The following is a 20,687-nucleotide window of genomic DNA, read 5'->3' as shown; positions in this document are numbered from 1 at the left end:
GCATCTTCTTCCAGAACATGATCGACATCATGGGCAGGCTGGACAAGACCAGCACGAAGCTCTTCCCCGGCCATAGGCTCGTCTCGGTCGAGGACGGTCGGGCGCGCTTCCAGAAGGTCGACGGGAGCGAGGTCGTGGCCGAGTTCGACCGCCTGGTCCTCTCGCTTGGGATCAAGGGCGTGCCAGTGCCGGAGTGGCTCGAGGGCCGCGGCTGCGAGCTGAGGGTGGCGGGTGACGCCCTGGGCATCGGGCGCATACAGGAGGCGGTGCGCACGGGCTACGACGCAGCCCGCTCCATCGCATAGCGTCCAGGGGAGAGTCGCGCCACGATCCCGGGCGGCTGGCCCGGGCCTGTGGTGGGCGATCTTGGGGTCCGTCCGAGCCTCGCGCTCGCGGCGGGCCCCTTGCATGTGGCGCCGTCATGCCTGATTGTTGGTCTCACACGTTGCGGATCGGAGGCGCGATGGGTCAGGCTGGGAGGGTACGGAAGGTGGCGAGCGGGCGGAGGGCGGCCCTCGCGCTCTTCCTGTTCGTGATGGCCTTCTTCGTCGAGGCGGCGCTTGGGGAGTCGCTCTCCGACGCGCTGGGCATCGACTACGACCTTGCCTACGTCGCGGCGGGCTCCATTGCCGCGACGGGCTTCGTCGCGCTCCTCGGGGGCTGGGAGATGCTCAGGCCCGACGTGGCGAGCATCAGGCGCATGCTGAGGCTGGGCTGGTGGCTCCTCCTGGTCGGCGCGGCGATGGGCGTCCTGGACCTCCACGACTTCGTCTCCTCGGGGATGGCGCCCGAGCCCGGGTGGGTGGGGCGCCTCGCGGGCGTGGCCCTGCTCTGCCTCCTCATCGGCATAGAGGAGGAGGCGATGTTCCGCGGTCTGCTGCTGCACGGCCTCCTCGCGCGAAGCGGACGCACGCGCACGGGCGTCGTCCTCGCCTGCGTCGTCTCCTCGCTGCTCTTCGGCTTGGCTCACGTGTCCGAACTCGACGCGTCGGACCCCGTCCAGCTGCTCCAGGCGGCCCTCAAGGTCACGCAGACGGGGACCTATGGCTTCGTGCTCGCGGCCGCCACGCTCTCGGGCCGTCCTGACGAGTCGGACAGCCTCTTCGGCCCCGCGCTCTTCCATGGGCTTGACGACTTTCTGGCCATGTTCGTCTCCATCGGCCTGATGGGGGAGTCGAGTGAGGTCAGCTACGTGGCAACGNGGCCGGCGCTGCGCGCGACCTCGTCGAAGCTGCGGTGCTGGAGCGCCGCCACGGAGCGGATCAGGTCGTCGTCGCCGAGCTTGCGCGAGAGCGAGGTGGGCGGAAGGTCGCGCAGGAGCTCGATGCCATAGCTGTCGCAGGTCGTGCGGTTGCGGTCCGCCAGGTTCCTCACGAGGTCGAAGGAGAAGGGCTCCGCCCCCGGCGCGCTCGTCCTCCATGCGTCCATGAGGAGCTGGATGGCCTCCTCGTTCTTCTGGCGCTCGGCGTTGAGCGCCTCAGCATCGGTGAGGAAGCCGGGGAAGACGAAGGCGTTTGCGTGCTCTAGGGCCTGGCTGAGGTTCATGTGCCACCACTTCGCTCGCGATTGGGACTGACCCCCCAGTGTACACTGTGGCGGGCGCACCAATGTGGCGGGCGCACCAAGGTTGCCACCATCGAACAGGAGGAGGACGCATGACAGACGCTGAGGTATCCGGCGAGCTCGTCGACTTCGTCGCGAGCAGCCCGAGCATGTTCCACAGCGCTCGCACCATCGCGAGGTACCTGGACGAGGCGGGGTTCGCCTTCCTGCCCGAGGGTTCGCGCTGGGAGCTCGAGCCGGGAGGGAGCTATTACACGACGCGAAACAACTCCAGCGTCGTGGCGTTTCGCGTGGGGGAGGAGCTCGACGGCTATCACTTTCAGCTGGCCGCGTCGCACTCCGACTCTCCCAGCTTCAAGGTGAAGAGCGTGCCCGAGCTCGAGGGTCCCGGCCCCTACCTCCGCCTCAACGTCGAAGGCTACGGTGGGATGATCGACTACAGCTGGCTCGACCGCCCCCTCTCGCTCGCCGGCCGCGTCATGGTGCAGGAGGGAGACTCCGTGCGCAGCGAGCTCTTCGCGCCGGACCGCGACCTGCTGCTCATCCCCAGCGNATGATCTGGGGGTTCATGCAGAGCGTGCGGGCGATGGCGACGCGCTGCTGCTGGCCGCCCGAGAGCTGGCAGGGGACCTTGTCCGCCTGCTCTGCGATGTCGAGCCTGCCCAGGAGCCTGCGGGCCTGCGCCTCCACCTCGTCGCGCGGCCTGCCCTGCACCACGACGGGCGCGTCGACGACGTTCTGGAGCACCGTGCGGTGGGGGAAGAGGTTGAAGTTCTGGAAGACGATGCCGAAGCGCATGCGTGCCTGGCGCATCGCCTGGCGGTCGTAGGAGCTGCCGGAGCCGCCCTCATCCCCGTCCTTCGCCACGAGCACGTTGCCGTAGGAGAGCTCACCTTGGTCGAAGGTGTCCAGCAGCGTGAGGCACCTGAGGAGCGTGGACTTGCCCGCGCCGGAGGGCCCGATGATTGAGACCACCTCGCCCTTGTTGATGAGCAGGCTGATGCCCCTCAGGACCTCCCTGTCGCCAAAGGACTTCCTTCCTCCGCGCAGGTAGACCGCCGGCAGTCCCATGAAGGTGGCGAAGCTCTGGTCCGGGGTGGGGATTTCCTTGGGATTGCTCGGACTAATCATGATAGTAGGCCAGCTTCTTCTCGACGCGGCGGAGCACGAACTCGATGACCAGGCAGGTCAGCCAGTAGACGAGGGCGGCGATGGCGAAGGGCAGCATGGTGCGCTGCGATGCCACCAGGGCGCGGCCGGTGGTGAACATCTCCGCCACGCCGATGGAGAAGGCGAGGGAGGTGTCCTTCACCAGGGTCACCACCTCGTTGCCCATGGCGGGGAGGATGCGCTTCACGACCTGGGGCAGGATGATGCGCGCGAATGCCTGCGAGCGGGAGTAGCCCAGGACCTCGGCGGCCTCATACTGCCCGCGGGGCATGCTCTGTATGCCCGAGCGGTAGATCTCCGCGAAGTAGGCGGCGTAGTTGACCACGAAGGCGAGCATGACCGCCACGAACATGTAGCCAGGGCCGGTCTGCCGGCCAAAGACGTAGTAGGGGGCAAAGAAGACCGCGAACATCTGCAGCATGAGCGGGGTGCCGCGCATGACGGAGATGAAGAGCTGGCAGAGGAGAGAGAGGGGCTTGAAGCGCGAGAGCCTGCCCAGGGCAACGGGGATGCCCAGGGGTATGGCCCCGACGAGCGTCAGGGCGAAGATCTGCAGCGAGGTCACATAGCCCTGCAGCAGCATTCCTGTCATGGTCGAGACGTCCAACTGCTTCCCATCTCTCTCTTGGTCGGTCCTACGCGGTCGGTGGCTCGTCCCGCCTAGGCCTTGGGGAGGACCCACAGGTCGTACGATACCCCCTGGTCGGCATACTTCTCGCAGAGCTCCTTGACCTTGCCCTCGGCGTCAAGCGCCTGGAGGTCCCTCTGGACCTGGTCCGCAAGTGCCTGGCCGGCGTCGGTCTTTGCGAATCCCACGCCGAAGTGCTCGGAGTTGAGCGCCTCGTCCAGGATCTTGAAGCTGCCCTGCCTGCCCGCGATGTTGAAGCTCGCGACGGGGTAGTCCACCGCGATGGCGTCCACGGCGCCGCTCTCGAGCATCATGAAGGCGGTGTTGTAGTCGCCGATGGTCTGGAGCTGGGCGAAGCTCGCCGCGAGCTCCGCCTGCGCGCCGTCGGCGTTCAGCAGGTCGTAGGCTGCGGAGTCGGACTGGGTGACCACGTTCTTACCGGCGAGGTCGGCGAGGGCGGCGATCTGGGAGTCGGCGCGCGTCACCACGACCTGGCGGTTCTCCATGTAGGGGTCGGTGAAGGCATAGTCGCCCTCGCGACCCTCGATCGTGAAGCCGTTCCAGATGCAGCTGATCTGTCCGCTGTTGAGGAGACCGTCCTTGGCGTCCCAGGCGATGGGGCTGGGCTTGAAGGTCCAGCCCTCCCTCTGGCAGACGGCCTGGGCGAGGTCGAGGTCGAAGCCCGTGTAGGCGCCGTCGTCGCCAACGTATCCGTAGGGCGGGAACTCCTGGTCGAAGCCCACGACGAGGGTGCCGTCGAAGCCTTCGACGCCGCTTCCGGACGCCGGGGCCGCCGCAGGGGAGCCGGCGGAGTCCGCGTTGGAGCATGCTGCGAGCGAGGCCGCCGCCGGCGCTGCCAGAGCCGCCGTCGCCATCTTGAGGAACTGCCTGCGACCCATCGTCACGTCGTGTGCCTTCATGTTCTCCTCCGCCCCGCCTGCCCTATGGTCAGGCATCAAATTGGCTAAGCACTTTAGTAGGGTGGAGTAAGTCTAGGACGCGAGGCGGACGCGTTCAAGCTCGGAAACCAGCTGTACTCATTCTCCCTCCGCTCCACAGACGGGCGAGGGGCGCACTCGGCCTGGCTCGCAATAGACGACCAGGGTTCGCCAGGGTTGCCCAGACCAGAGGGAGCTGCAGGTGACGAGCGTCACGGCCCGCGTCGGCGCCTGGCAGAGGACTGCGGCGTCAGGGCTCTTGGCGGAGGAGGAGCGGCAGATCCCGCACAGGAAGTCGGGGAGTGACGAGTCGTCGCCGAAGTCGAAGCGTTGGACGTCCGGCCAGTCGCTGGGCACGCGCAGGGCGCAGAGGGCCCTGAGCCTTGACTCGCCCCGCCCGTCGGCCCAGATGAGGTCACGGCCCGCCAGCTCCTCGAAGTTTCGTGGGACGTGGGCGTCATGAAGGCAAGAGAACATGAGCGTCGTCCCGGCGAAGTGGTGGCCGTAGACGACGAGATGCTCCGACGTCGGCCCACAGCGCGCATCGACGAAGGGGCAGCCCAGCCGGGCGGGGTGCCCCCAGGGGTCATGGTCGAGGTAGAAGAGCGGGTCCCTCACGTCTGCCTGGGCAACGGGATAGTCGATAGGCGTCCCCTCGATGCGGAGCCATGCGCGCACGCCGTTCGGGAGGTGGCCCTGCGAGCCGCTTTCCGGGTTGCCTTGGTTGGCGGGCGGGCGCAGTCCCTGGGCCAGGACCTGGTAGCGTGCCTGTTCGATCAGGCCGAGGGCCGCTGGGATAAGAAAGGCAAGGAGCAGGGAGCCGCCCACGAGGAGGAGGGACGTGGCGGCGAGCCGGCGTGGCGTGCCACGATGTCCGCGACGCCGGGCCGGGATTCGCACGCAGGCCCTTCCGCCTGCGGCTTTGGGCGGTCTGACCCTTGCCATGTGAAGCCCCCGACACATTCGAGAGAAGTTTTTCAAATTGACCCTTGCATCCTGCAGCGAGTTTGGGCATGATAATCAAGCGCGTTACGAGGTGGGGCAAATGGTGGGTGTAGCTCAGTTGGCAGAGCGACGGACCGTGGCTCCGTAGGTCGAGGGTTCGAGCCCCTCTACCCACCCCATTCACAAACGCATGCGGGTCGTTAGCTCAGTTGGTAGAGCAGGGGACTCTTAATCCCAAGGTCGAGGGTTCGACCCCCTCACGACCCACCACGAGAAGTCGCGGGCCATCAGCTCCAGCAGCTGGTGGCCCGCTTTCTTGTCTCTAGGGCAGCTTCCTCCCAAAGTCATCCGTACGGATGCGTGGGGGACGCCCGCCTGACTTGCTCATTGCACGCTGCCGTCCTCCCTTGAGGAGGGCGTGTCCCCCGGCCGCGAGAAGCGCGCCTCCCACCAACAGGCCGAGGGCCTCGACGCCCACTCCGGTCTGGGGCATCGACCTGGACCCACCTCCGCCGGAAGACGAGTCCTGCCCTTGCGGTGCCTGGCCTTGCTTGGGCTCTTGCAGGGTCACATAGAGCCCGGTCCTCCCCCTCGAGACGATTCCCTCCTGCGCCCAGGCGGCTCGCGCCACGAGCCCCAGGGGCGCCAGGGCGAGCGCGATCGCCAAGACGATCCTTGCCAGCCGGAATGTGCCCGCCGTCCTGGTGCGGCCACGGTCATCATCTCTCATCTCGAACTCACCCCCCTGGTCCTGAGGTCACCCGGGGCGACGGTCCAGTTGATGCCGCCCACCTGCCTCTCCCTCACGAGGAGGGTGGCGTCGCTCACGCGCCCCCGAAGCCCGTTGAGCGCGAGGCTCCGCTCCCTCTCGACGTTCCACTCCAAGGGGTTCTTCGGCGCCGAGGGACGCGCGTAGTCTCCGAGCCTGACGGCGCTTCCCCCCTCGGGGGTCATCTCGAGCTCCACCTCACCATCGCGTGGGTCAGAGGAGACGATCCTCACGCCGCCTCCCGAGTGGACGGAGATCTGGCTCACGTGCACTCCCATGTCGCTCTGGTTCGCGATCGCGACGACGCCGTCTGCGGGCCCATGGACGCTTCCGTCCTGCTTGGCCTCGTAATGGATCGCGACGGGGATCCTGACCTTGACGCGCTTGGGCTTCCACTGGGCGTAGAGCGTGACCTTCTCGCCTTCCTTGGACGATAGGTTGCGCACGCTTTGGCCGAGCTCGTACGACTTGCCCCTCCCGTCGGGTGCGGCGTTCCAGCCGACGAGGTCGAACACCTCGCGCTCGAAGCCGCCGTCGGGGATGCGGACGTCCTCGTCGAATGTCGCCGCGAGGTCCCTCACCGACCCGTCGGCATCCTCGGCGTTGGGGTCGAAATGGATGGAGTAGCGAATCGCCTTCCACTGCGCCCGTACCGTCGCGTCTCCCTCGCCAAAGCGATAGCTCTCCCCGTCGACCCTGCCATCGCCTTCGAGCTTCCACCCCTGGAACTGGTAGCCTTGCCTCTGCGGTCGCTCGAGCGTGGTGCTGCTGCCGTATTCCTGCGTCAGGGTGGTGGGAGAGCCGCTCTTGCGCCAGGTCCCGCCCATGGGGTCCACGGTCAGGCGCTGGGACGACTTCTGCCAGACGGCATGGAGGCGCACCGTGCCCCCGTCCTTCTCGGACAGGTTCTTGACCTGCTGCCCCTCACCGTAGTCTGGCTTGGATGCCTTTGGGTCGCGGGCCCACCCCTTGAACACGTGGCCCGCGCGCTTGAACCCGCTCCTTGGCAGCGTGCTGGGCTCGTCGTAGCTTGCCTGCACGTTGGGCGTCCCACCCGAGGTGGCGCCGTTTCCCTCGAATGCGATGGTGTAGCGGTTCTTCCTGTAGCGGGCAGTCACGGTCACGTCAGCGGTGACGGGCTTGTAGTCGCCGTCCCACCTGAGGAAGGTCCTGCCACGCACCGTGGGCGGCGCGGGCGTGCTCGCGTTGGAGTGGTAGATGACCTTCTTCTTCTGGATGACCTTGCCGTCCTCGCCATTCACGAAGGTCACGGTATTTTCTTGGACGTCCAGGTAGATTACTATGCCGTCTGCGTATATGCCCTTATGCGAGACGTCTCCCTCGCTCACGGTCTTGCTCTGCTCCGCGCTCTCCAGCGGATGCATGCGGTACTTTACGCTGTAGTGCTTCAGCGCCTCCCCCTCGAGCCTTACGGCGAAGCCTATCGCGGAGCGCCCGCCCACGTTGTCCTGACCCGCCGTCTGGCCGTTCTTCGCCCAGGCGGAGTGGGACCCGTCCGAGTAGAGCAGCCTGTAGCTCACGGAACCGGCGGAGTCCGTGCCTCCGACCCATCTGACCTGCAGGCCGCTGAGGACTCCGTGGTCGATCCTCCCTCCCAGGACCCTTCCCGCGTCTGCCGGGACGTCGGTGTGGGAGTTGTCCGTCTTCGCGGTTGACCAGCCCGTCCAGCCGCCCTTGCGGTCGTTGGGGTTGCAGAAGTAGCCCCTGAAGCTGAGCTTGGGGTACACGTACTTGCTGTCTGTGGGCGCATACGCCGAGCTGACCCTCGCCATGCCCGCGACGAGTTCCTGGTAGCTGACGCCGATGGGTGCCAGCCCGTCATCCGAGGGCATCCCAGTCGCCTCGTCTTGGGCGGGGGCGGGGTCCTCCCGGCCGGCTGTGCCCTCAGTGGCCTCTTCCGGCTTTCCCATCNTCGCCCGCGCGGAGGGCGGGCAGACGCCGCCGCCGGTGCCGGACGGGGTGTGCCGGACGCAGCCCACGACATTGCCCGCGGCGTCACCTGTCGAGGGTGTGCCCGTCTTGCCCCAGGACAGTGACACGAACGGGGCGGGAGGGGACGCTCTGGAGGGCCGGCCGTCCAGACCGTGGTAGGACGCCTCGCCGACGTGCGATCGTGACGTCTGTGAGCAACCTCGCGCTCCATGCCTTGCTTTTCCTATATTAATAGCGTACAACTTAATTGTGCTCAATTTAACTACGTCAGGAGGGATCCATCATGGGCTTCTACGACTACAGCGTCACCGACCCGCAGGGCAACGAGGTCAAGATGTCCGACTTCAAGGGAAAGGTCGTGATGGTGGTCAACACCGCCACCGGCTGCGGCTTCACGCCCCACTACGAGCCGATCGAGAAGATGTACGAGGACTATCGTGACCAGGGCTTCGAGGTGCTTGACATCCCCTGCAACCAGTTCAAGGGCCAGACTCCCGGCACCGACGAGGAGATCCACGAGTTCTGCACCCTCAACTACGGCACGCAGTTCCCCCAGATGCACAAGTCCGACGTCAACGGCGAGAACGAGCTGCCCCTCTACACCTGGCTCAAGGGCCAGAGGGGCTTCGAGGGCTTTGGGCATGGCCCCAAGGCGCTGACCATGTCCGCCCTGCTCAAGACCATTGACCCCGACTACAAGAACAACTCCGACATCAAGTGGAACTTCACCAAGTTCATCATCGACCGCGCGGGTAACGTTGTCGCCCGCTTCGAGCCCACGGCAGATATGAGAGCCGTCGAGGAGTGCGTCAAGTCCCAGCTCTAGGGCTTGTTGGCGCGTTACGACGCCCCGCCTCGCGTGGTGCGCACACAAGGAGAGAGAGGCCCCCGGCTTCGTGGCTGGGGGCCTCTCTCCTTGTTGGACATGCCTTGCGCTGTCATGAGGCTAGGGTGCCGGCGGGGCACCAAAGACGCGGGCGGCGGCGTCTGGGAGTTGCCCTGTCCTAGTCCACGGAGCTGGAGAGGAAGTGCCTCGTGCGCTCGTCGCGGGGGTTGCTCATGACCTGCTCGGGAGTGCCCTCCTCCACGATCTGCCCGTCGATGAGGAAGGCCACGCGGTCAGAGACCTCGCGGGCGAAGCCCATCTCGTGCGTCACGATGCCCACGGCCATGCCATCTCCCGCAAGCTCGCGGATGAGCGCGTGCATGTCCTCGGTGAGCCGGGGGTCGAGCGCGGAGGTCGCCTCGTCGAANGGCGCGGCGTCCGCCCGCGCCTCCTCGGCCAGTGCCGCCAGGGGAGAGGAGAGCGCCAGCGCCACCCCCAGCCCGGCCATGACGGCCATCCGCGCGCAGCTCCTGCAAGTGTTGCCCATGTCCCGCATATTCCCGCCTTCCTCCGTAGTCCCTGTTGCCGCATCCGGGCGGACGCCCGCCCTGGTCGCCTATTCCTGGGGACGGCAGATGATGTCCACCTCCGCCGCGCACGACGCCCCGAAGCTGTTGTGTCCGAGCAGCCTGCCCTCGTTCGAGAGGAGCGACACGCCTCGCTCGTAGCCCTGGAACTCGACCACGGCATGATGTGTGCCCGCCTCGAGGGGGTGGCTCAGGTCGACGGTCTGCAGCTGCTCGCCAGGCGAGAGGGCGCCGGACTCGAAGAGCAGGTCGTCGGGCCTCTCCCTCTCGAAGATTCGTATGCGCTGGTCGCAGTGGTTGGTCGAGGGGTTCTCGAGGCGTACCTCCACCGAGGTCTGTCCCTCCTCGAGCTCCATCGCCGCGGCACAGCTTATGTCCATGGAATAGGCGTCCGCCTCCGCCTGCCGGTCGAGGTCCCGCGCCCCGTCGCCCTCCCTTGCCAGGGCGTCGTAGGAGCCCAGGTTGAGCCGTGGGTCCTTCCAGCCGGCCTCGAGCAACCGTGGGGCCTGGAGCGCTGCCGCCGCGAACGCCAGGCCGAGGACGACGAGCGCCAGTACCCTCGTCCCTCGTGGATTCCGGGCCGACATGCCCCTGCGTCCCCGTGCCTTCCGCCTCTTCACCTAGTCCCTCCTCGTCCGTCGCCGAGGGAAGTGCTTCCCTGGCATGGCGGCCGCCCCGAGGGGCGCGTGAGACAATCGTCCGACGGGAGGGCATCGGTGGGCCCGGGCTTTTAGATCGAGCTGGCAGCAAGCTGGCGCATAGCTCGCGCCAGTCTGCGGTGCCGCAGGTGGGAGGACGTGCATGGACGCACGCAGGCGGCCANTCGTGTCGGTGTCGGGGGGTGTCTCTGGCGCCGCGCCGTCCCTCGCGGGCGGTGGGGGCTCGGCCGCCGCTGCGGATGTCTCCCCGTCGCACGTGTCCGCCCCGTCCGCGGGAGGGTCCACGTCCTTCTCTCCGTCCCCTTCCCTCTCCGAGGCCTCGTCGCACCCGTCGGCGCCGCGCCCAAGACCGTCGCGCTCTGGCTCTCTGCCATCTGGCTGTCCCTGCCCTGGCGCCTCCCTTTCCTCGGTGTCGTCGAGCTCCGCCAGCGCCTCCTCGGGCCATTGGGCAAAGAGCGTCACCACGCCGTCCCTGGCATGGGGGAGCAGGTCCTCCAACTCTCCCTCGTCCACCTCGCCGTTGCCGTTCGCATCGTCCCAGAGGCTGGTCCCACGTAGCGGCGTCCCTCGTCTGACGAGCCTCCCCGTGCCCTCCTTGTCCAGGGCCCAGCCCAGCGGCTCATGGGGGCCAAGGCTGATGCCCGACGGGTCGAGCAGGGAGGCCCTCCCCGCGGCAAGGGGCTGGTCGGGGCTGCTTCCCCGTGCGAGCTCGGAGTTCTTGTCAAAGCTGAGCGTCAGTTCGTCCGTCGACTGTCGTCCCAGCGCCCCCGCCGCTGCCGGGATGCTCGCGAGGCCCATCGACGCCGAGATGACGCACGATATGGCGAGCCTCGCCGGACGTCTGCATGACCCGTAGGCCCAATGGGACTTCGTGCACGGTGGTCTTCTCATCTGCCTCTCCTCTCCCTCCATTGGCCCTCCCGCGTCACGCGCCTCACGCCTGTGCCTCGGATGGCTCGGCGTTGGTTCCCGGCCTCACGGTCCAGTGGATCTCTCCGACCTGGGTGTCCTTCGCGGGGTCGATTCCTCCGAAGCCCGAGATGCGGCCGGTCAGGCCGTTGAGGTAGAGCTTGTTGGCGTCGTCTGCGATGCGCTCCTCGCCCGAGGGCTTGGTTGACCTCGCGATGTTCCACTTGCCCGCCCGAAGGTCGCGCTCCCCTTTGTAGTCGCCCAGGTCGATGGAGTCGCCGTTCGAGTTGGTGAGGCTGAGCCAGATCGAGTCGGCCTTGCCCTCGCGCTCCGCCTGCTCCTCCTGCTCCTTCGTGACGATGGCCGCGCCGTTGCCGTCGCTCACGGACGCGCTCGCGACGTGGACGGGCATCGTGGAGTTGTTGGAGAACTTGATGACGTTGTCCTTGGGGCCGCTCAGCGTCCCCGCGGAGTCGGCCACGTAATGGATGGCGACCGGGATGGTCACGCGAATCTGGTCCAACAGCCCGTCGGGGTCGTCCGGGTCCTTGCCCTCGGGAGTCGTCAGGGCGCTGGCGTCTNCGCCCGCCTCGCCACGGTCGGGAGAGAGGTTGAAGCCACTCTCCGCCGCCTTCGCCCTTCGACGGGACTGGGGGCGCGGCCTCTGGGTCGTGGCCGGCTTGGCTCCGCCGTCCTTCCGTGACGGGCGGCCGGACCCCTTGGCGCGGACCTGCCGGGAAGTGGCCTGCCCCGCCTTGTTGGTGCCTGGCCTGGGATGTTCGGTGGCCATGCCTGCCGCGGCCGGGCCTTCCGCCGCGGCCTTCCGCGCCCTGCGGGCGTCCGCCATCTTCTTGCGCGCCTTCTTTCCGGGGAGCTTCTCGTGCGGGTCGCGGCCGGGGTCCATCCTAACCGGGTCCCTGCCTAGGTCGAGTCCCTCGGCGCGCGGGAACGGGGGGATCACCCTGCCCATGAGCCCCTCAGCGTCGCGCAGGTCGAGGTAGTCGTCCTCGGTCACGAAGCTCAGCGCCCAGCCGCTCTCTCCCGCGCGGCCCGTGCGGCCGATGCGGTGGATGTAGTCCTCGGCGTCGCCCGGCACGTCGAAGTTGACCACGTACGAGACGTCGGGAATGTCGATGCCTCGGGCCAGCACGTCGGTCGCGACCAGGACGTCAACCTGCCCGTCACGGAAGTTTGCCAGCGCCCGCTCCCTCTGGTTCTGCGAGCGGTTGCCGTGGATGGGCGCACAGAGCACGCCCGCCTTCCTGAGCTTGCGGCAGATGCCGTCGGCGCGGTGCTTGCCGCGACAGAACACGATCACCCGCCGCGAGCCCTCGCGCCGGAGCAGCTCGGCGAGGACGGCGCTCTTCGCCTCGGGGGACACGGAGAGCACGTACTGGTCGACGGTCTCGGCCGCGGTGCCCTTGCGGGCGACCTCCACGCGGACGGGGTGCCTTACCAGCGACTTGGTGTTGGAGAGGACGTCGTCGTCCAGGGTGGCGGAGAAGAGGAGCGTCTGGCGCTGGCTCGGGGTCGCGGCGACGATGCGGCGCATGTCGGGGAGGAAGCCCATGTCGAGCATGCGGTCGGCCTCGTCCAGGACGAGGACGCGCACGGACGAGAGGTCCGCCTCGCGTTGGTTCATGAGGTCCTGGAGGCGGCCCGGCGTCGCGACGAGCAGGTCGCAGCCCCTCCTCAGGGCCTGCCTCTGGGGCTCGTAGCCGACCCCTCCCACCAGCACGACGGTCCTGTGCCCGGTGTGGCGGCAGATGAGCTCCGCCGCGTCCTCGATCTGCTGTGCCAGCTCCCTGGTTGGGGTCACCACCAGCATGAGGGGTCCCTCCCCCTTGCCCGCGTGCCCCAGCCCGTCGAGGGTCGGCAGCAGGAACGCTGCCGTCTTGCCCGTTCCCGTCTGGGCGGCCGCCATCACGTCCTTGCCGGCGATGACCTGGGGTATCGCCAGACTCTGCACCGGCGTCGGCTCGTCGTAGCCCAGCTCCTCCACGGCCGCGAGGGCCCTCTTCGAGAGCCCAAGCCCCCCGAAGCCGTCCGAGTCCTCCCGGACGGCCGTCATGCCACGGCCGGACCGGCCGCCGTTCCGATTGCTCATGCGCTTCCCATCTGCTTGCTTCCGCGACCCTGCGCGGCGATCTTCCAAGGCGAGGGGGCCAGGCTGCAGGCACGGCACCTACTCGCGACTACATGGTACGCATGGGCGCCGACCTGCGCGTCGCCGACCGCCCCGCTCTTCCAAATAAGCGCAACTCGGTATCATCGGGGTCGAACGGTCGTCTGCGTCGCCCGTCGGCGGGCGCGTCCCAGGGAAGGTGGTGCGCATGGATAAGCCGGAGGCGGCTGGCTTGGCGGGGGCTGGCGCAGGGGCCCGGGCCCGTCCGGACGAGGGTCCCCTCGCCCGCATCCGCAGGCTCCTGGAGCCCGACCCCCGCCTGTGCGAGCGCGTCTGCTCGACGAGCGCGGAGTGGGAGGGGAGGGTCTTCTCCGTGGAGCTGCTCGACGTGGCCCTGCCGGACGGCAGCCACGGCAGGCGCGAGCTGGTGCGTCACCACGGCGGCGCCGGCGTCGGGGCCATCCGCGAGGACGGCTGCATCTGCCTGGTGAGGCAGTTCCGGGTGGCTCTGGGCAGGGTCTCGCTCGAGATACCGGCGGGAAGGCTCGAACCGGGCGAGGACGGCCCCCGCTGCGCCGCGCGCGAGCTCGGCGAGGAGACGGGCCTCGTGGCCGGGAGGCTCGAGCCCGTGGCCCGCTCGCTGGGCTCGCCCGGCTTCACGGACGAGGCGACGCAGGTCTTCCTGGCATACGAGCTGAGCGCCGGCAGCTCCCATCCCGACGAGGGGGAGCTCGTGGACGTCGCCTGGGTCCCCTTGGACGAGGTCCTCGCGGGGATACGGGCGGGTCTCATCGACGACGGGAAGACCATCGTCGCCGCCCAGGCGGCGGCCCTGCGGGCACACGGGCTCGCCTGATACCATCGAGGAAACGCCGCACCATCGAAAGGAAGGCCCATGAGCACAGCCAAGGACCCGTCTTGCTCCCCCGAGCGCGACCTCATCTTCGTCGAGCCCGTCTTCCACGGGAAGATCTGGGGGGGCAGGAGACTCCAGGAGGAGTTTGGCTACCAGATCCCCGACGGCCCGGTGGGGGAGTGCTGGGCGATCTCGGCGCATCCGGCGGGAGACTGTCGCGTCGCGTCGGGCGCCTTCGAGGGCAAGAGGCTCTCGGAACTCTGGGACGGGCATCGCGAGCTCTTCGGTGGCGCCACGGGTGATCGCTTCCCCCTCCTGGTCAAGATCCTTGACGCGGAGGGCGACCTCTCCATCCAGGTCCATCCGGACGACGCCTACGCTGCGGAGCACGAGGGCGGCTCCCTGGGCAAGTGCGAGTGCTGGTACGTGCTGCACGCGGACCCCGGTGCGACCATCGTGGTGGGGCAGCGGGCGAGGAGCCGCGAGGAGTTCGCCCGCAAGGTGGAGGAGGGCGACTGGGACGGGCTCCTCAACGAGGTCCCCGTCCACACGGGGGACTTCTTCCAGATTGACCCGGGCACCGTGCATGCCATCAAGGCGGGGACCATGGTGCTCGAGACCCAGCAGTCGAGCGACGTCACCTACCGCGTGTGGGACTACGACCGCCTGCAGGCGGACGGCAGCAAGAGGGAGCTGCACCTCGCCCAGAGTCTGGACGTCATCGACTACGACGCCGAGCCCATCTCATCCGGCCACGTCGACGCGAGGGAGGCCGACGGGGTGACGGAGCTCGTGAGCTGCGAGCGCTATGCCGTGGAGCGGGTCAGGGTCGCGGGTGAGAGGACCCTCCCTCCCTTCCGGGACTTCGCCTGCGCGAGCGTGGTGGACGGAACGGGCAGCGCGGGCGGGCATGCGGTGGGGAAGGGCGACCACTTCGTCGTCCCGAGCGGCCACGGCGGGCTCGCCCTTGCGGGGAGGATGGAGCTAGTCGTTTCGTACGTGCCCAGGTAGGCCGCCTCGGGTCCTCGCCTCCGGCTCGCGGGACCGAGCCGCCCCTCCGTGGTACCATGGTCGTGCCCTTTGCGTGCGCCCTTAGCTCAGCTGGACAGAGCATCGGTCTTCTAAACCGCGGGTCAGGCGTTCGAATCGCCTAGGGCGCACCACGATCCAGACGCGCGGGCCCACCCGGCAAGTTCCGGGCGGGCCCGCGACCTTTCCCAAGACGTGTCGCACGCTGCGAGCCCGACCCCGAATTGGAGCACGTTGGACGGTATTTCTCCTCCAGACACGGCCAATTAAGGCATAATGACCTTACATGATCAGTGGCCGAGAGGAGCACACGTTGATTTATACCGTCACGCTGAATCCGGCGATCGATTACGTAATGCACCCCCTTACGCTCGACATGGGCTTCACCAACCGCTCGTCGAGCGAGGAGCTCTACTGCGGGGGAAACGGAATCAACATCTCCACCATGCTCAACGAGCTCAAGGTCCCCAACGTCGCGCTGGGAATCGCTGCGGGCTTCACGGGCGACTACCTCATCAAGGAGCTGCAGAAGGGTGGCATCTCGTCCAACTTCGTAAGGCTCGAGCACGGCTTCACCCGTATCAACGTGAAGCTCAAGGGCATCGTCATGACCATCGTCAACGGCATGGGCCCCAAGATCTCGGAGAAGAAGGTGGACGAGCTCCTCGAGCGCATCGACTACATCGGCTCGGGGGACACGGTCGTGCTGACGGGCTCCATCCCCAAGTCGCTCCCCGAGGACATGTACGACGTCATCATGAAGCGCCTCGAGGGCCGTGGCATCCGCTTCGTCGTCGACGCGCCCGGGACCCTGCTGCTCGAGGCCCTCAACGCCAAGCCCTTCCTCATCAAGCCCAACAACCACGAGGTGGGTCGCATCTTCGACGCCCGCCCCGAGACCCCGGAGGAGTGCATCCCCTTCGCCAAGGAGCTCCACGAGCGCGGCGCCCAGAACGTCATCGTCTCGTGCGGCGGCCACGGTTCCCTGCTCTATGACGAGAACGACGAGGTCCACACGGTTCCCACCGCCAAGATCCGCCTGGTCAACGCCACTGGTGCCGGCGACTCGATGGTGGCGGGCTTCGTTGCGCAGGTCCAGGGCGGCGCCGACTATGAGACTGCCCTGCGCTTCGCATCCGCCTGCGGCACGGCCACCGCGGCGAGCAAGGCCATCGCGAAGCGTGCCACCGTCGACCGCGTCTACGAGCAGCTGAACAAGATCATCGCCGCACAGGCCTAGGGCCGGTGCCGTTCCATAGAACCACCTTCCTGGCAGCCAACGCGAAACCACATTATTGGGATCGAATCGTTTGGAGGACCCTATGTTCGAAGGCGTCAACGCATCAGACGGCTATGGAATCGGCGTGGCACAGGTCGCGGTTGCCCCAGACCTCAGCTTCACACCCAAGGTGCCCGAGGACGCGGGCGAGGAGAAGGCGCGCTACGACGCCGCGCTCGAGAAGTTCGTCGCGCAGACCAACGCCCAGATCGAGCGCATGAGGAAGAGCGTCGGCGACGAGGCGGCCCTCATCATGGGTGCCCACATCGAGTTCGCCGAGGACGAGGGCATCAAGGAGAAGGTCAACGGCTCCATCGACTCCGGCATGTGCGCGGAGCAGGCCGTGAGCGAGGCTTACGACATGTACTACAACATGTTCTCGAACATGGAGGACGAGCTCTTCCGCGAGCGTGCGGCTGACGTCGCCGACGTCAAGACCGGCCTCTTGGCCGACCTCCTGGGCAAGGAGGTCGTCGACCTCTCCACCCTGCCCGAGCATTCCATCGTCGTCGTCCACGAGCTCACCCCCTCGATGACGGCCGACATCGACAAGGAGAACGTCGCCGGCATCGTGACCGAGACCGGAGGTCGTACCTCTCACTCCGCCATCATCGCCCGCGCGCTCGAGATTCCCGCGGTGCTCTCCGTCGTAGGCGCCACCACCAACATCAAGACGGGTGACATGGTCGTCGTGGACGGCAGCAAGGGCAGGGTCGTCGCCCAGCCCACGGCAGGCGAGCTCGAGAAGTACCGCGCCAAGGCCAAGGCGTATGCGGACGAGAAGGCCGCGCTCGAGGCCTATCGCGGCAAGGACACCGTGACCGGCGACGGTGACAAGGTCCTGCTCGTCGCCAACATCGGCAATCCCGAGGACGCCAACAACGCCGCCGAGCACGACTGCGAGGGCATCGGCCTCTTCCGCTCGGAGTTCCTCTTCATGGACGCCTCCGAGCTGCCCAGCGAGGACGAGCAGTTCGCTGCCTACCAGAAGGTCGCCCTGCGCATGAAGGACCAACCGGTCATCATCCGCACCCTCGACGTGGGCGGCGACAAGGAGATCCCCTACCTGAACCTCCAGAAGGAGGAGAACCCCTTCATGGGCTTCAGGGCCATCCGCTACTGCCTCAACAACCCCGAGCAGTACAAGGTCCAGCTCCTCGCCCTCCTGCGCGCCTCCGCCTTCGGCGACATCAAGATCATGCTGCCGCTGGTGACCTCCCTCGAGGAGATTCGCCAGGCCAAGGCCCTCATTGAGGAGTGCAAGAGGGAGCTCGACGCCCGCGGCGTCGCCTACAACAAGGACATCGAGGTCGGCACGATGATCGAGACCCCCGCGGCCTCCCTCGTCGCCGACGACCTCGCCGCCGAGTGCGACTTCTTCTCCATCGGCACCAACGACCTCATCGGCTACACCATGTGCGCCGACCGCGGCAACGACCGCGTCGCCTACCTCTATGAGGTCTATCAGCCTGCGGTGCTCCGCTCGCTCAAGCGCATCATCACCGAGGGCAACAAGGCGGGCATCATGGTGGGCATGTGCGGCGAGGCCGCGGCAGACCCGCTGCTCATCCCCGTGCTCATCTCCTTCGGCCTGGGTGAGTACTCCGTCTCCGCCCCCTCGATCCTGCGCACCCGCCGCATCATCAGCGAGTGGACCAAGGAGGAGGCGGACGCCCTTGCGGAGAAGGTCCTGAGCCTCAAGACCGCGGCCGAGGTCAAGGCCGTCCTGCAGGCGGCCGCCAAGTAGCCCTTGGCACGTCATGGGTCTCGAAGGGGGAGGGTCGCTGCCTTGGCGCCCTCCCCCTCCCTTTTGTGAAGCCTCGCCCGTCTTGGCAGGGCCGACCGGCGCCAGGCCTGCTGGAACCCGGGCCATGGTGCCCTCGTGCTGGCTTCCGCCTACAGGAGCGTGAACTGGTTCCTTTCGCTTTGCAGGACGCCCTCGTCGCGGAGGCGCGAGATCTCGCTCGAGAGGGCGCTCCGGTTGACCGAGAGGTAGTCCGCGAGCTGCTGGCGGGTGTAGGGGATGGCGAAGCTGGGACTGCCCTGGCGTGCCGACTCGTCGGAGAGGAAGGCAAGGAGCTTGTCGCGCGTGCTGCGCTGGCTGAGGTAGCGGAGCTTGCTTCCCAGCATGAGGTTCTTGGAGGCCATCTGCCCTACCAGGTTGGAGAGGAGGCGCAGATGGAAGGGGCAGGCGGACGAGCAGGTCCGCAGCATGCGGCGGACGTCCAGCCTGAGGAGCCGGACGTCCCTCACCACCACGACGGATACCGGGAGCTTGGCGTCCGGGGAGCAGGCATAGGCCTCGCCGAAGGACTCTCCCGGTCCGAAGCTGCCCTGGATGTTGCGATTGCCGAGCCAGTCCTCGCGGATCACGTGCACCTCGCCCGACTCGACCACCCACACGTGGGCGTCCCGCTCTCCCACGCGCAGGACGTACTCGCCCTCCTCGAACGAGACCGTCCTCGCCCCGAGGCAGGGGAGCATGCGGGCGACCTCGAGCGCGTCCATGCCGGAGAAGAGCTGGGTCCTGCGTGCGGCCTCGACCTGGGGGAGAAGCTCCTTGGGCACGAGCGAGAGGCCCGTCGGGACCTTGGCCGTCTCCTTCTCTCTCGATTTTGTCATATTTCTTCCCTTTATGTTGTAAAAGCAACGGAAACGTTTGAATCATAGCAATACCCTTCTTCTCGAAGGACGGGGACGGCAGCCAAAGGGCCGTCAGGCAAGGAGGAGAAGAATGGTTCAAACCACGCTTACGCCCGAGAAGGTACAGGAGATGTTCTGCTTCCAGTGCGAGCAGACCGCGCGTGGGGTCGCCTGCAGCTCCAGGCAGGGCGTCTGCGGCAAGTCGGCGGAGGTCGCCCGACTCGAGGACGAGCTCACGGGCGCCATGGTGGCCCTCTCCCAGGCGGTGATGTCTGGCGCCACGCCCAACGCGCTCACGGACGATGTCGTCGTGCAGGGGCTCTTCACGACCATCACCAACGTCAACTTCGACGCTGACTCCGTTCGTGCCATGATCGCGCGCGTCCATGCCGCGAAGGACGGCATCGCGCCCGGCGATGACACGCCTGACTACGACCTGAACCTCGTGTGGCACGCCGAGGACGTCGACCTGCGCTCCCTGAAGTCGCTCGTACTCTTTGGCATCCGTGGCATCGCGGCGTATGCCTACCATGCCGCCGCTCTCGGCCGCCGCAGCCAGGCGGTGAGCGCCTTCTTCTACAAGGCCCTGGCGGGAATCGCCGGTCTGGATGACGCGGACGCCCTGCTGGCGCTGGTCGACGAGGCCGGCGCCGTCAACCTGGAGTGCATGGCGCTCCTGGACGAGGCCAACACCTCGAGCTACGGGGCCCCGGTTCCCACCGAGGTTCCGCTGACCGTCGAGCCCGGCCCCTTCGTCGTCGTGACGGGCCACGACCTCTACGACCTCAAGGAGCTCCTCGAACAGACCGAGGGCACGGGCGTCAACGTGTACACCCACGGCGAGATGCTCCCCGCTCACGCATATCCCGAGCTCAAGCGCTATCCCCAGCTCAAGGGCAACTTTGGCACCGCCTGGCAGAACCAGCAGAGGGAGTTCGACGCCATTCCCGCTCCCGTGCTCTGGACCACGAACTGCCTGATGCCCCCTCGCGGCTCCTATGGCGACCGGGTGTGGACCACGGGGGTCGTGGAGTATCCCGGCTGCGCCCACGTGGAGGCTGACGAGAGGGGCCACAAGGACTTCTCGGCACTCATCGCACAGGCAAAGGAGCTGGGCGGCTATGCCGAACCCCAGGAGCTCACGGGCATCAACGGCGGCCATCGCGTGACCGTGGGCTTTGGCCACGCCAGCGTGCTGGGCGTCGCCGACAAGGTGGTCGACGCCGTCAAGGCTGGTCAGATCAGCCACTTCTTCCTGGTGGGCGGTTGCGATGGCGCCAAGCCCGGCCGCAACTACTACACCGACTTCGTCAAGGCGACGCCCGAGGACTCCGTGGTCCTGACCCTGGCCTGTGGCAAGTTCCGCTTCAACGACCTCGACCTGGGCACCGTGGCCGGCCTTCCGCGCATCCTGGACATGGGCCAGTGCAACGACGCGTACTCAGCGATCCAGGTCGCGGTGGCGCTCGCGAAGGCCTTCGACTGCGGGGTCAACGAGCTGCCCCTCTCCTTCGTGCTCTCCTGGTATGAGCAGAAGGCGGTCTGCATCCTCCTGACGCTGCTGCACCTGGGCATCAAGGACATCCTGCTGGGGCCCTCCCTGCCCGCCTTCATCTCGCCCAACGTACTGGACGTCCTGGTGAGGAACTACGGGATCGCCCCCACCACCAACGTCGAGGACGACCTGGCGAAGTGCCTGGCCTAGGGCTCGGGACGGAGCCATGCCAAAGGGACGCCCGCACCCCCCCGAGGGGATGCGGGCGTCATTCTGCCGGGAAGGTCGAGCCGTCCGGAGCCGGCTGTCGCGA

Annotated in this window: 17 protein-coding genes and 3 tRNA genes; 12 read left to right on the top strand and 8 right to left on the bottom strand. The window is 67.4% G+C overall.

Features of this window, described 5'->3' with window-relative positions:
- The 3 genes from BQ7388_RS06425 to BQ7388_RS06410 all read left to right on the top strand — a co-directional run.
- Positions 1-305, top strand: a 305-nt coding sequence (locus tag BQ7388_RS06425) for a hypothetical protein (protein WP_407668482.1), incomplete at its 5' end; no start/stop codon positions are given.
- A 116-nt stretch (positions 306-421) separates the two neighbouring features.
- On the top strand, positions 422-1,333 hold the full coding sequence (locus tag BQ7388_RS06420; RefSeq protein ID WP_083558296.1) for a CPBP family intramembrane glutamic endopeptidase: 912 nt from the start codon (positions 422-424) through the stop codon (positions 1,331-1,333).
- Between the two features lie 274 nt (positions 1,334-1,607).
- Positions 1,608-2,120: a hypothetical protein gene (locus BQ7388_RS06410; protein WP_200781442.1), complete on the top strand. Its 513-nt coding sequence runs from the start codon at positions 1,608-1,610 to the stop codon at positions 2,118-2,120.
- On the opposite strand, the gene BQ7388_RS06405 is transcribed toward BQ7388_RS06410, so the two are convergent.
- From BQ7388_RS06405 to BQ7388_RS06390, 4 genes are all read right to left on the bottom strand, one after another.
- On the bottom strand, positions 2,104-2,634 hold the full coding sequence (locus BQ7388_RS06405; protein WP_456319930.1) for an amino acid ABC transporter ATP-binding protein: 531 nt from the start codon (positions 2,632-2,634) through the stop codon (positions 2,104-2,106). The two genes, BQ7388_RS06410 and BQ7388_RS06405, sit on opposite strands and share 17 nt — an antisense overlap.
- Before the next feature lie 52 nt (positions 2,635-2,686).
- Complete coding sequence (locus BQ7388_RS06400) at positions 2,687-3,325, bottom strand: amino acid ABC transporter permease (protein ID WP_009278922.1); 639 nt, start codon at positions 3,323-3,325, stop codon at positions 2,687-2,689.
- Between the two features lie 68 nt (positions 3,326-3,393).
- Complete coding sequence (locus BQ7388_RS06395; RefSeq protein WP_129583173.1) at positions 3,394-4,281, bottom strand: transporter substrate-binding domain-containing protein; 888 nt, start codon at positions 4,279-4,281, stop codon at positions 3,394-3,396.
- Positions 4,282-4,398: 117 nt separating this feature from the next.
- Complete coding sequence (locus BQ7388_RS06390; RefSeq protein WP_159430803.1) at positions 4,399-5,244, bottom strand: class B sortase; 846 nt, start codon at positions 5,242-5,244, stop codon at positions 4,399-4,401.
- A gap of 103 nt (positions 5,245-5,347) precedes the next feature.
- On the opposite strand from BQ7388_RS06390, the gene BQ7388_RS06385 reads away from it, so the two are divergent.
- Positions 5,348-5,423: transfer RNA gene (locus BQ7388_RS06385), tRNA-His, on the top strand.
- Between the two features lie 15 nt (positions 5,424-5,438).
- Positions 5,439-5,514 (top strand) — tRNA-Lys (locus BQ7388_RS06380).
- A gap of 456 nt (positions 5,515-5,970) precedes the next feature.
- On the opposite strand, the gene BQ7388_RS06370 is transcribed toward BQ7388_RS06380, so the two are convergent.
- Positions 5,971-7,944 carry an InlB B-repeat-containing protein gene (locus BQ7388_RS06370; protein ID WP_129583171.1) on the bottom strand — a complete coding sequence of 658 codons (1,974 nt, stop codon included), beginning with the start codon at positions 7,942-7,944 and terminating at the stop codon, positions 5,971-5,973.
- A gap of 305 nt (positions 7,945-8,249) precedes the next feature.
- On the opposite strand from BQ7388_RS06370, the gene BQ7388_RS06365 reads away from it, so the two are divergent.
- Positions 8,250-8,792, top strand: coding sequence for a glutathione peroxidase (locus BQ7388_RS06365; protein ID WP_072500045.1), 543 nt, complete (start codon positions 8,250-8,252; stop codon positions 8,790-8,792).
- 616 nt (positions 8,793-9,408) lie between these two features.
- Here BQ7388_RS06365 and BQ7388_RS06355 read toward each other — a convergent pair.
- Together BQ7388_RS06355 and BQ7388_RS06345 are read right to left on the bottom strand one after the other, a co-directional pair.
- Complete coding sequence (locus tag BQ7388_RS06355) at positions 9,409-9,999, bottom strand: hypothetical protein (RefSeq protein WP_072500043.1); 591 nt, start codon at positions 9,997-9,999, stop codon at positions 9,409-9,411.
- 973 nt (positions 10,000-10,972) lie between these two features.
- Complete coding sequence (locus BQ7388_RS06345; RefSeq protein ID WP_456319929.1) at positions 10,973-13,018, bottom strand: DEAD/DEAH box helicase; 2,046 nt, start codon at positions 13,016-13,018, stop codon at positions 10,973-10,975.
- Between the two features lie 262 nt (positions 13,019-13,280).
- Here BQ7388_RS06345 and BQ7388_RS06340 point away from each other — a divergent pair, with 262 nt between their 5' ends.
- The 5 genes from BQ7388_RS06340 to ptsP all read left to right on the top strand — a co-directional run bounded on the left by BQ7388_RS06340 (position 13,281) and on the right by ptsP (position 17,983).
- On the top strand, positions 13,281-13,928 hold the full coding sequence (locus BQ7388_RS06340) for an NUDIX hydrolase (protein WP_009278930.1): 648 nt from the start codon (positions 13,281-13,283) through the stop codon (positions 13,926-13,928).
- 39 nt (positions 13,929-13,967) lie between these two features.
- On the top strand, positions 13,968-14,939 hold the full coding sequence (locus BQ7388_RS06335; RefSeq protein ID WP_062530869.1) for a type I phosphomannose isomerase catalytic subunit: 972 nt from the start codon (positions 13,968-13,970) through the stop codon (positions 14,937-14,939).
- A 75-nt stretch (positions 14,940-15,014) separates the two neighbouring features.
- Positions 15,015-15,091 (top strand) — tRNA-Arg (locus BQ7388_RS06330).
- Between the two features lie 179 nt (positions 15,092-15,270).
- Positions 15,271-16,197, top strand: a complete 927-nt coding sequence (gene pfkB, locus BQ7388_RS06325) for a 1-phosphofructokinase (protein ID WP_062530871.1) — start codon at positions 15,271-15,273, stop codon at positions 16,195-16,197.
- 82 nt (positions 16,198-16,279) lie between these two features.
- Complete coding sequence (gene ptsP, locus BQ7388_RS06320) at positions 16,280-17,983, top strand: phosphoenolpyruvate--protein phosphotransferase (protein WP_072500041.1); 1,704 nt, start codon at positions 16,280-16,282, stop codon at positions 17,981-17,983.
- A gap of 149 nt (positions 17,984-18,132) precedes the next feature.
- Here ptsP and BQ7388_RS06315 read toward each other — a convergent pair whose 3' ends face one another.
- Positions 18,133-18,858, bottom strand: coding sequence for a Crp/Fnr family transcriptional regulator (locus BQ7388_RS06315; protein ID WP_083558295.1), 726 nt, complete (start codon positions 18,856-18,858; stop codon positions 18,133-18,135).
- 112 nt (positions 18,859-18,970) lie between these two features.
- On the opposite strand from BQ7388_RS06315, the gene hcp reads away from it, so the two are divergent.
- On the top strand, positions 18,971-20,584 hold the full coding sequence (gene hcp, locus BQ7388_RS06310; protein ID WP_072500040.1) for a hydroxylamine reductase: 1,614 nt from the start codon (positions 18,971-18,973) through the stop codon (positions 20,582-20,584).
- Positions 20,585-20,687: the final 103 nt, after the last annotated feature.

Origin of the sequence: Olsenella phocaeensis (assembly GCF_900120385.1) — a bacterium.
GTDB classification, from domain to species: Bacteria; Actinomycetota; Coriobacteriia; order Coriobacteriales; family Atopobiaceae; genus Olsenella_I; species Olsenella_I phocaeensis.
The sequence above is the reverse complement of the archived record's forward strand: the minus strand, read 5'-3'. Positions and strand labels throughout refer to the sequence as shown.

Bases quoted from the DNA above. Each gene is read 5' to 3' on its own strand.
- BQ7388_RS06400 (WP_009278922.1), bottom strand. From the start codon at position 3,325: ATGACAGGAATGCTGCTGCAGGGCTATGTGACCTCGCTGCAGATCTTC.
- BQ7388_RS06395 (WP_129583173.1), bottom strand. From the start codon at position 4,281: ATGAAGGCACACGACGTGACGATGGGTCGCAGGCAGTTCCTCAAGATG.
- BQ7388_RS06315 (WP_083558295.1), bottom strand. From the start codon at position 18,858: ATGACAAAATCGAGAGAGAAGGAGACGGCCAAGGTCCCGACGGGCCTC.
- BQ7388_RS06390 (WP_159430803.1), bottom strand. From the start codon at position 5,244: ATGGCAAGGGTCAGACCGCCCAAAGCCGCAGGCGGAAGGGCCTGCGTG.
- hcp (WP_072500040.1), top strand. From the start codon at position 18,971: ATGGTTCAAACCACGCTTACGCCCGAGAAGGTACAGGAGATGTTCTGC.
- ptsP (WP_072500041.1), top strand. From the start codon at position 16,280: ATGTTCGAAGGCGTCAACGCATCAGACGGCTATGGAATCGGCGTGGCA.
- BQ7388_RS06335 (WP_062530869.1), top strand. From the start codon at position 13,968: ATGAGCACAGCCAAGGACCCGTCTTGCTCCCCCGAGCGCGACCTCATC.
- BQ7388_RS06370 (WP_129583171.1), bottom strand. From the start codon at position 7,944: ATGGGAAAGCCGGAAGAGGCCACTGAGGGCACAGCCGGCCGGGAGGAC.
- BQ7388_RS06340 (WP_009278930.1), top strand. From the start codon at position 13,281: ATGGATAAGCCGGAGGCGGCTGGCTTGGCGGGGGCTGGCGCAGGGGCC.
- BQ7388_RS06365 (WP_072500045.1), top strand. From the start codon at position 8,250: ATGGGCTTCTACGACTACAGCGTCACCGACCCGCAGGGCAACGAGGTC.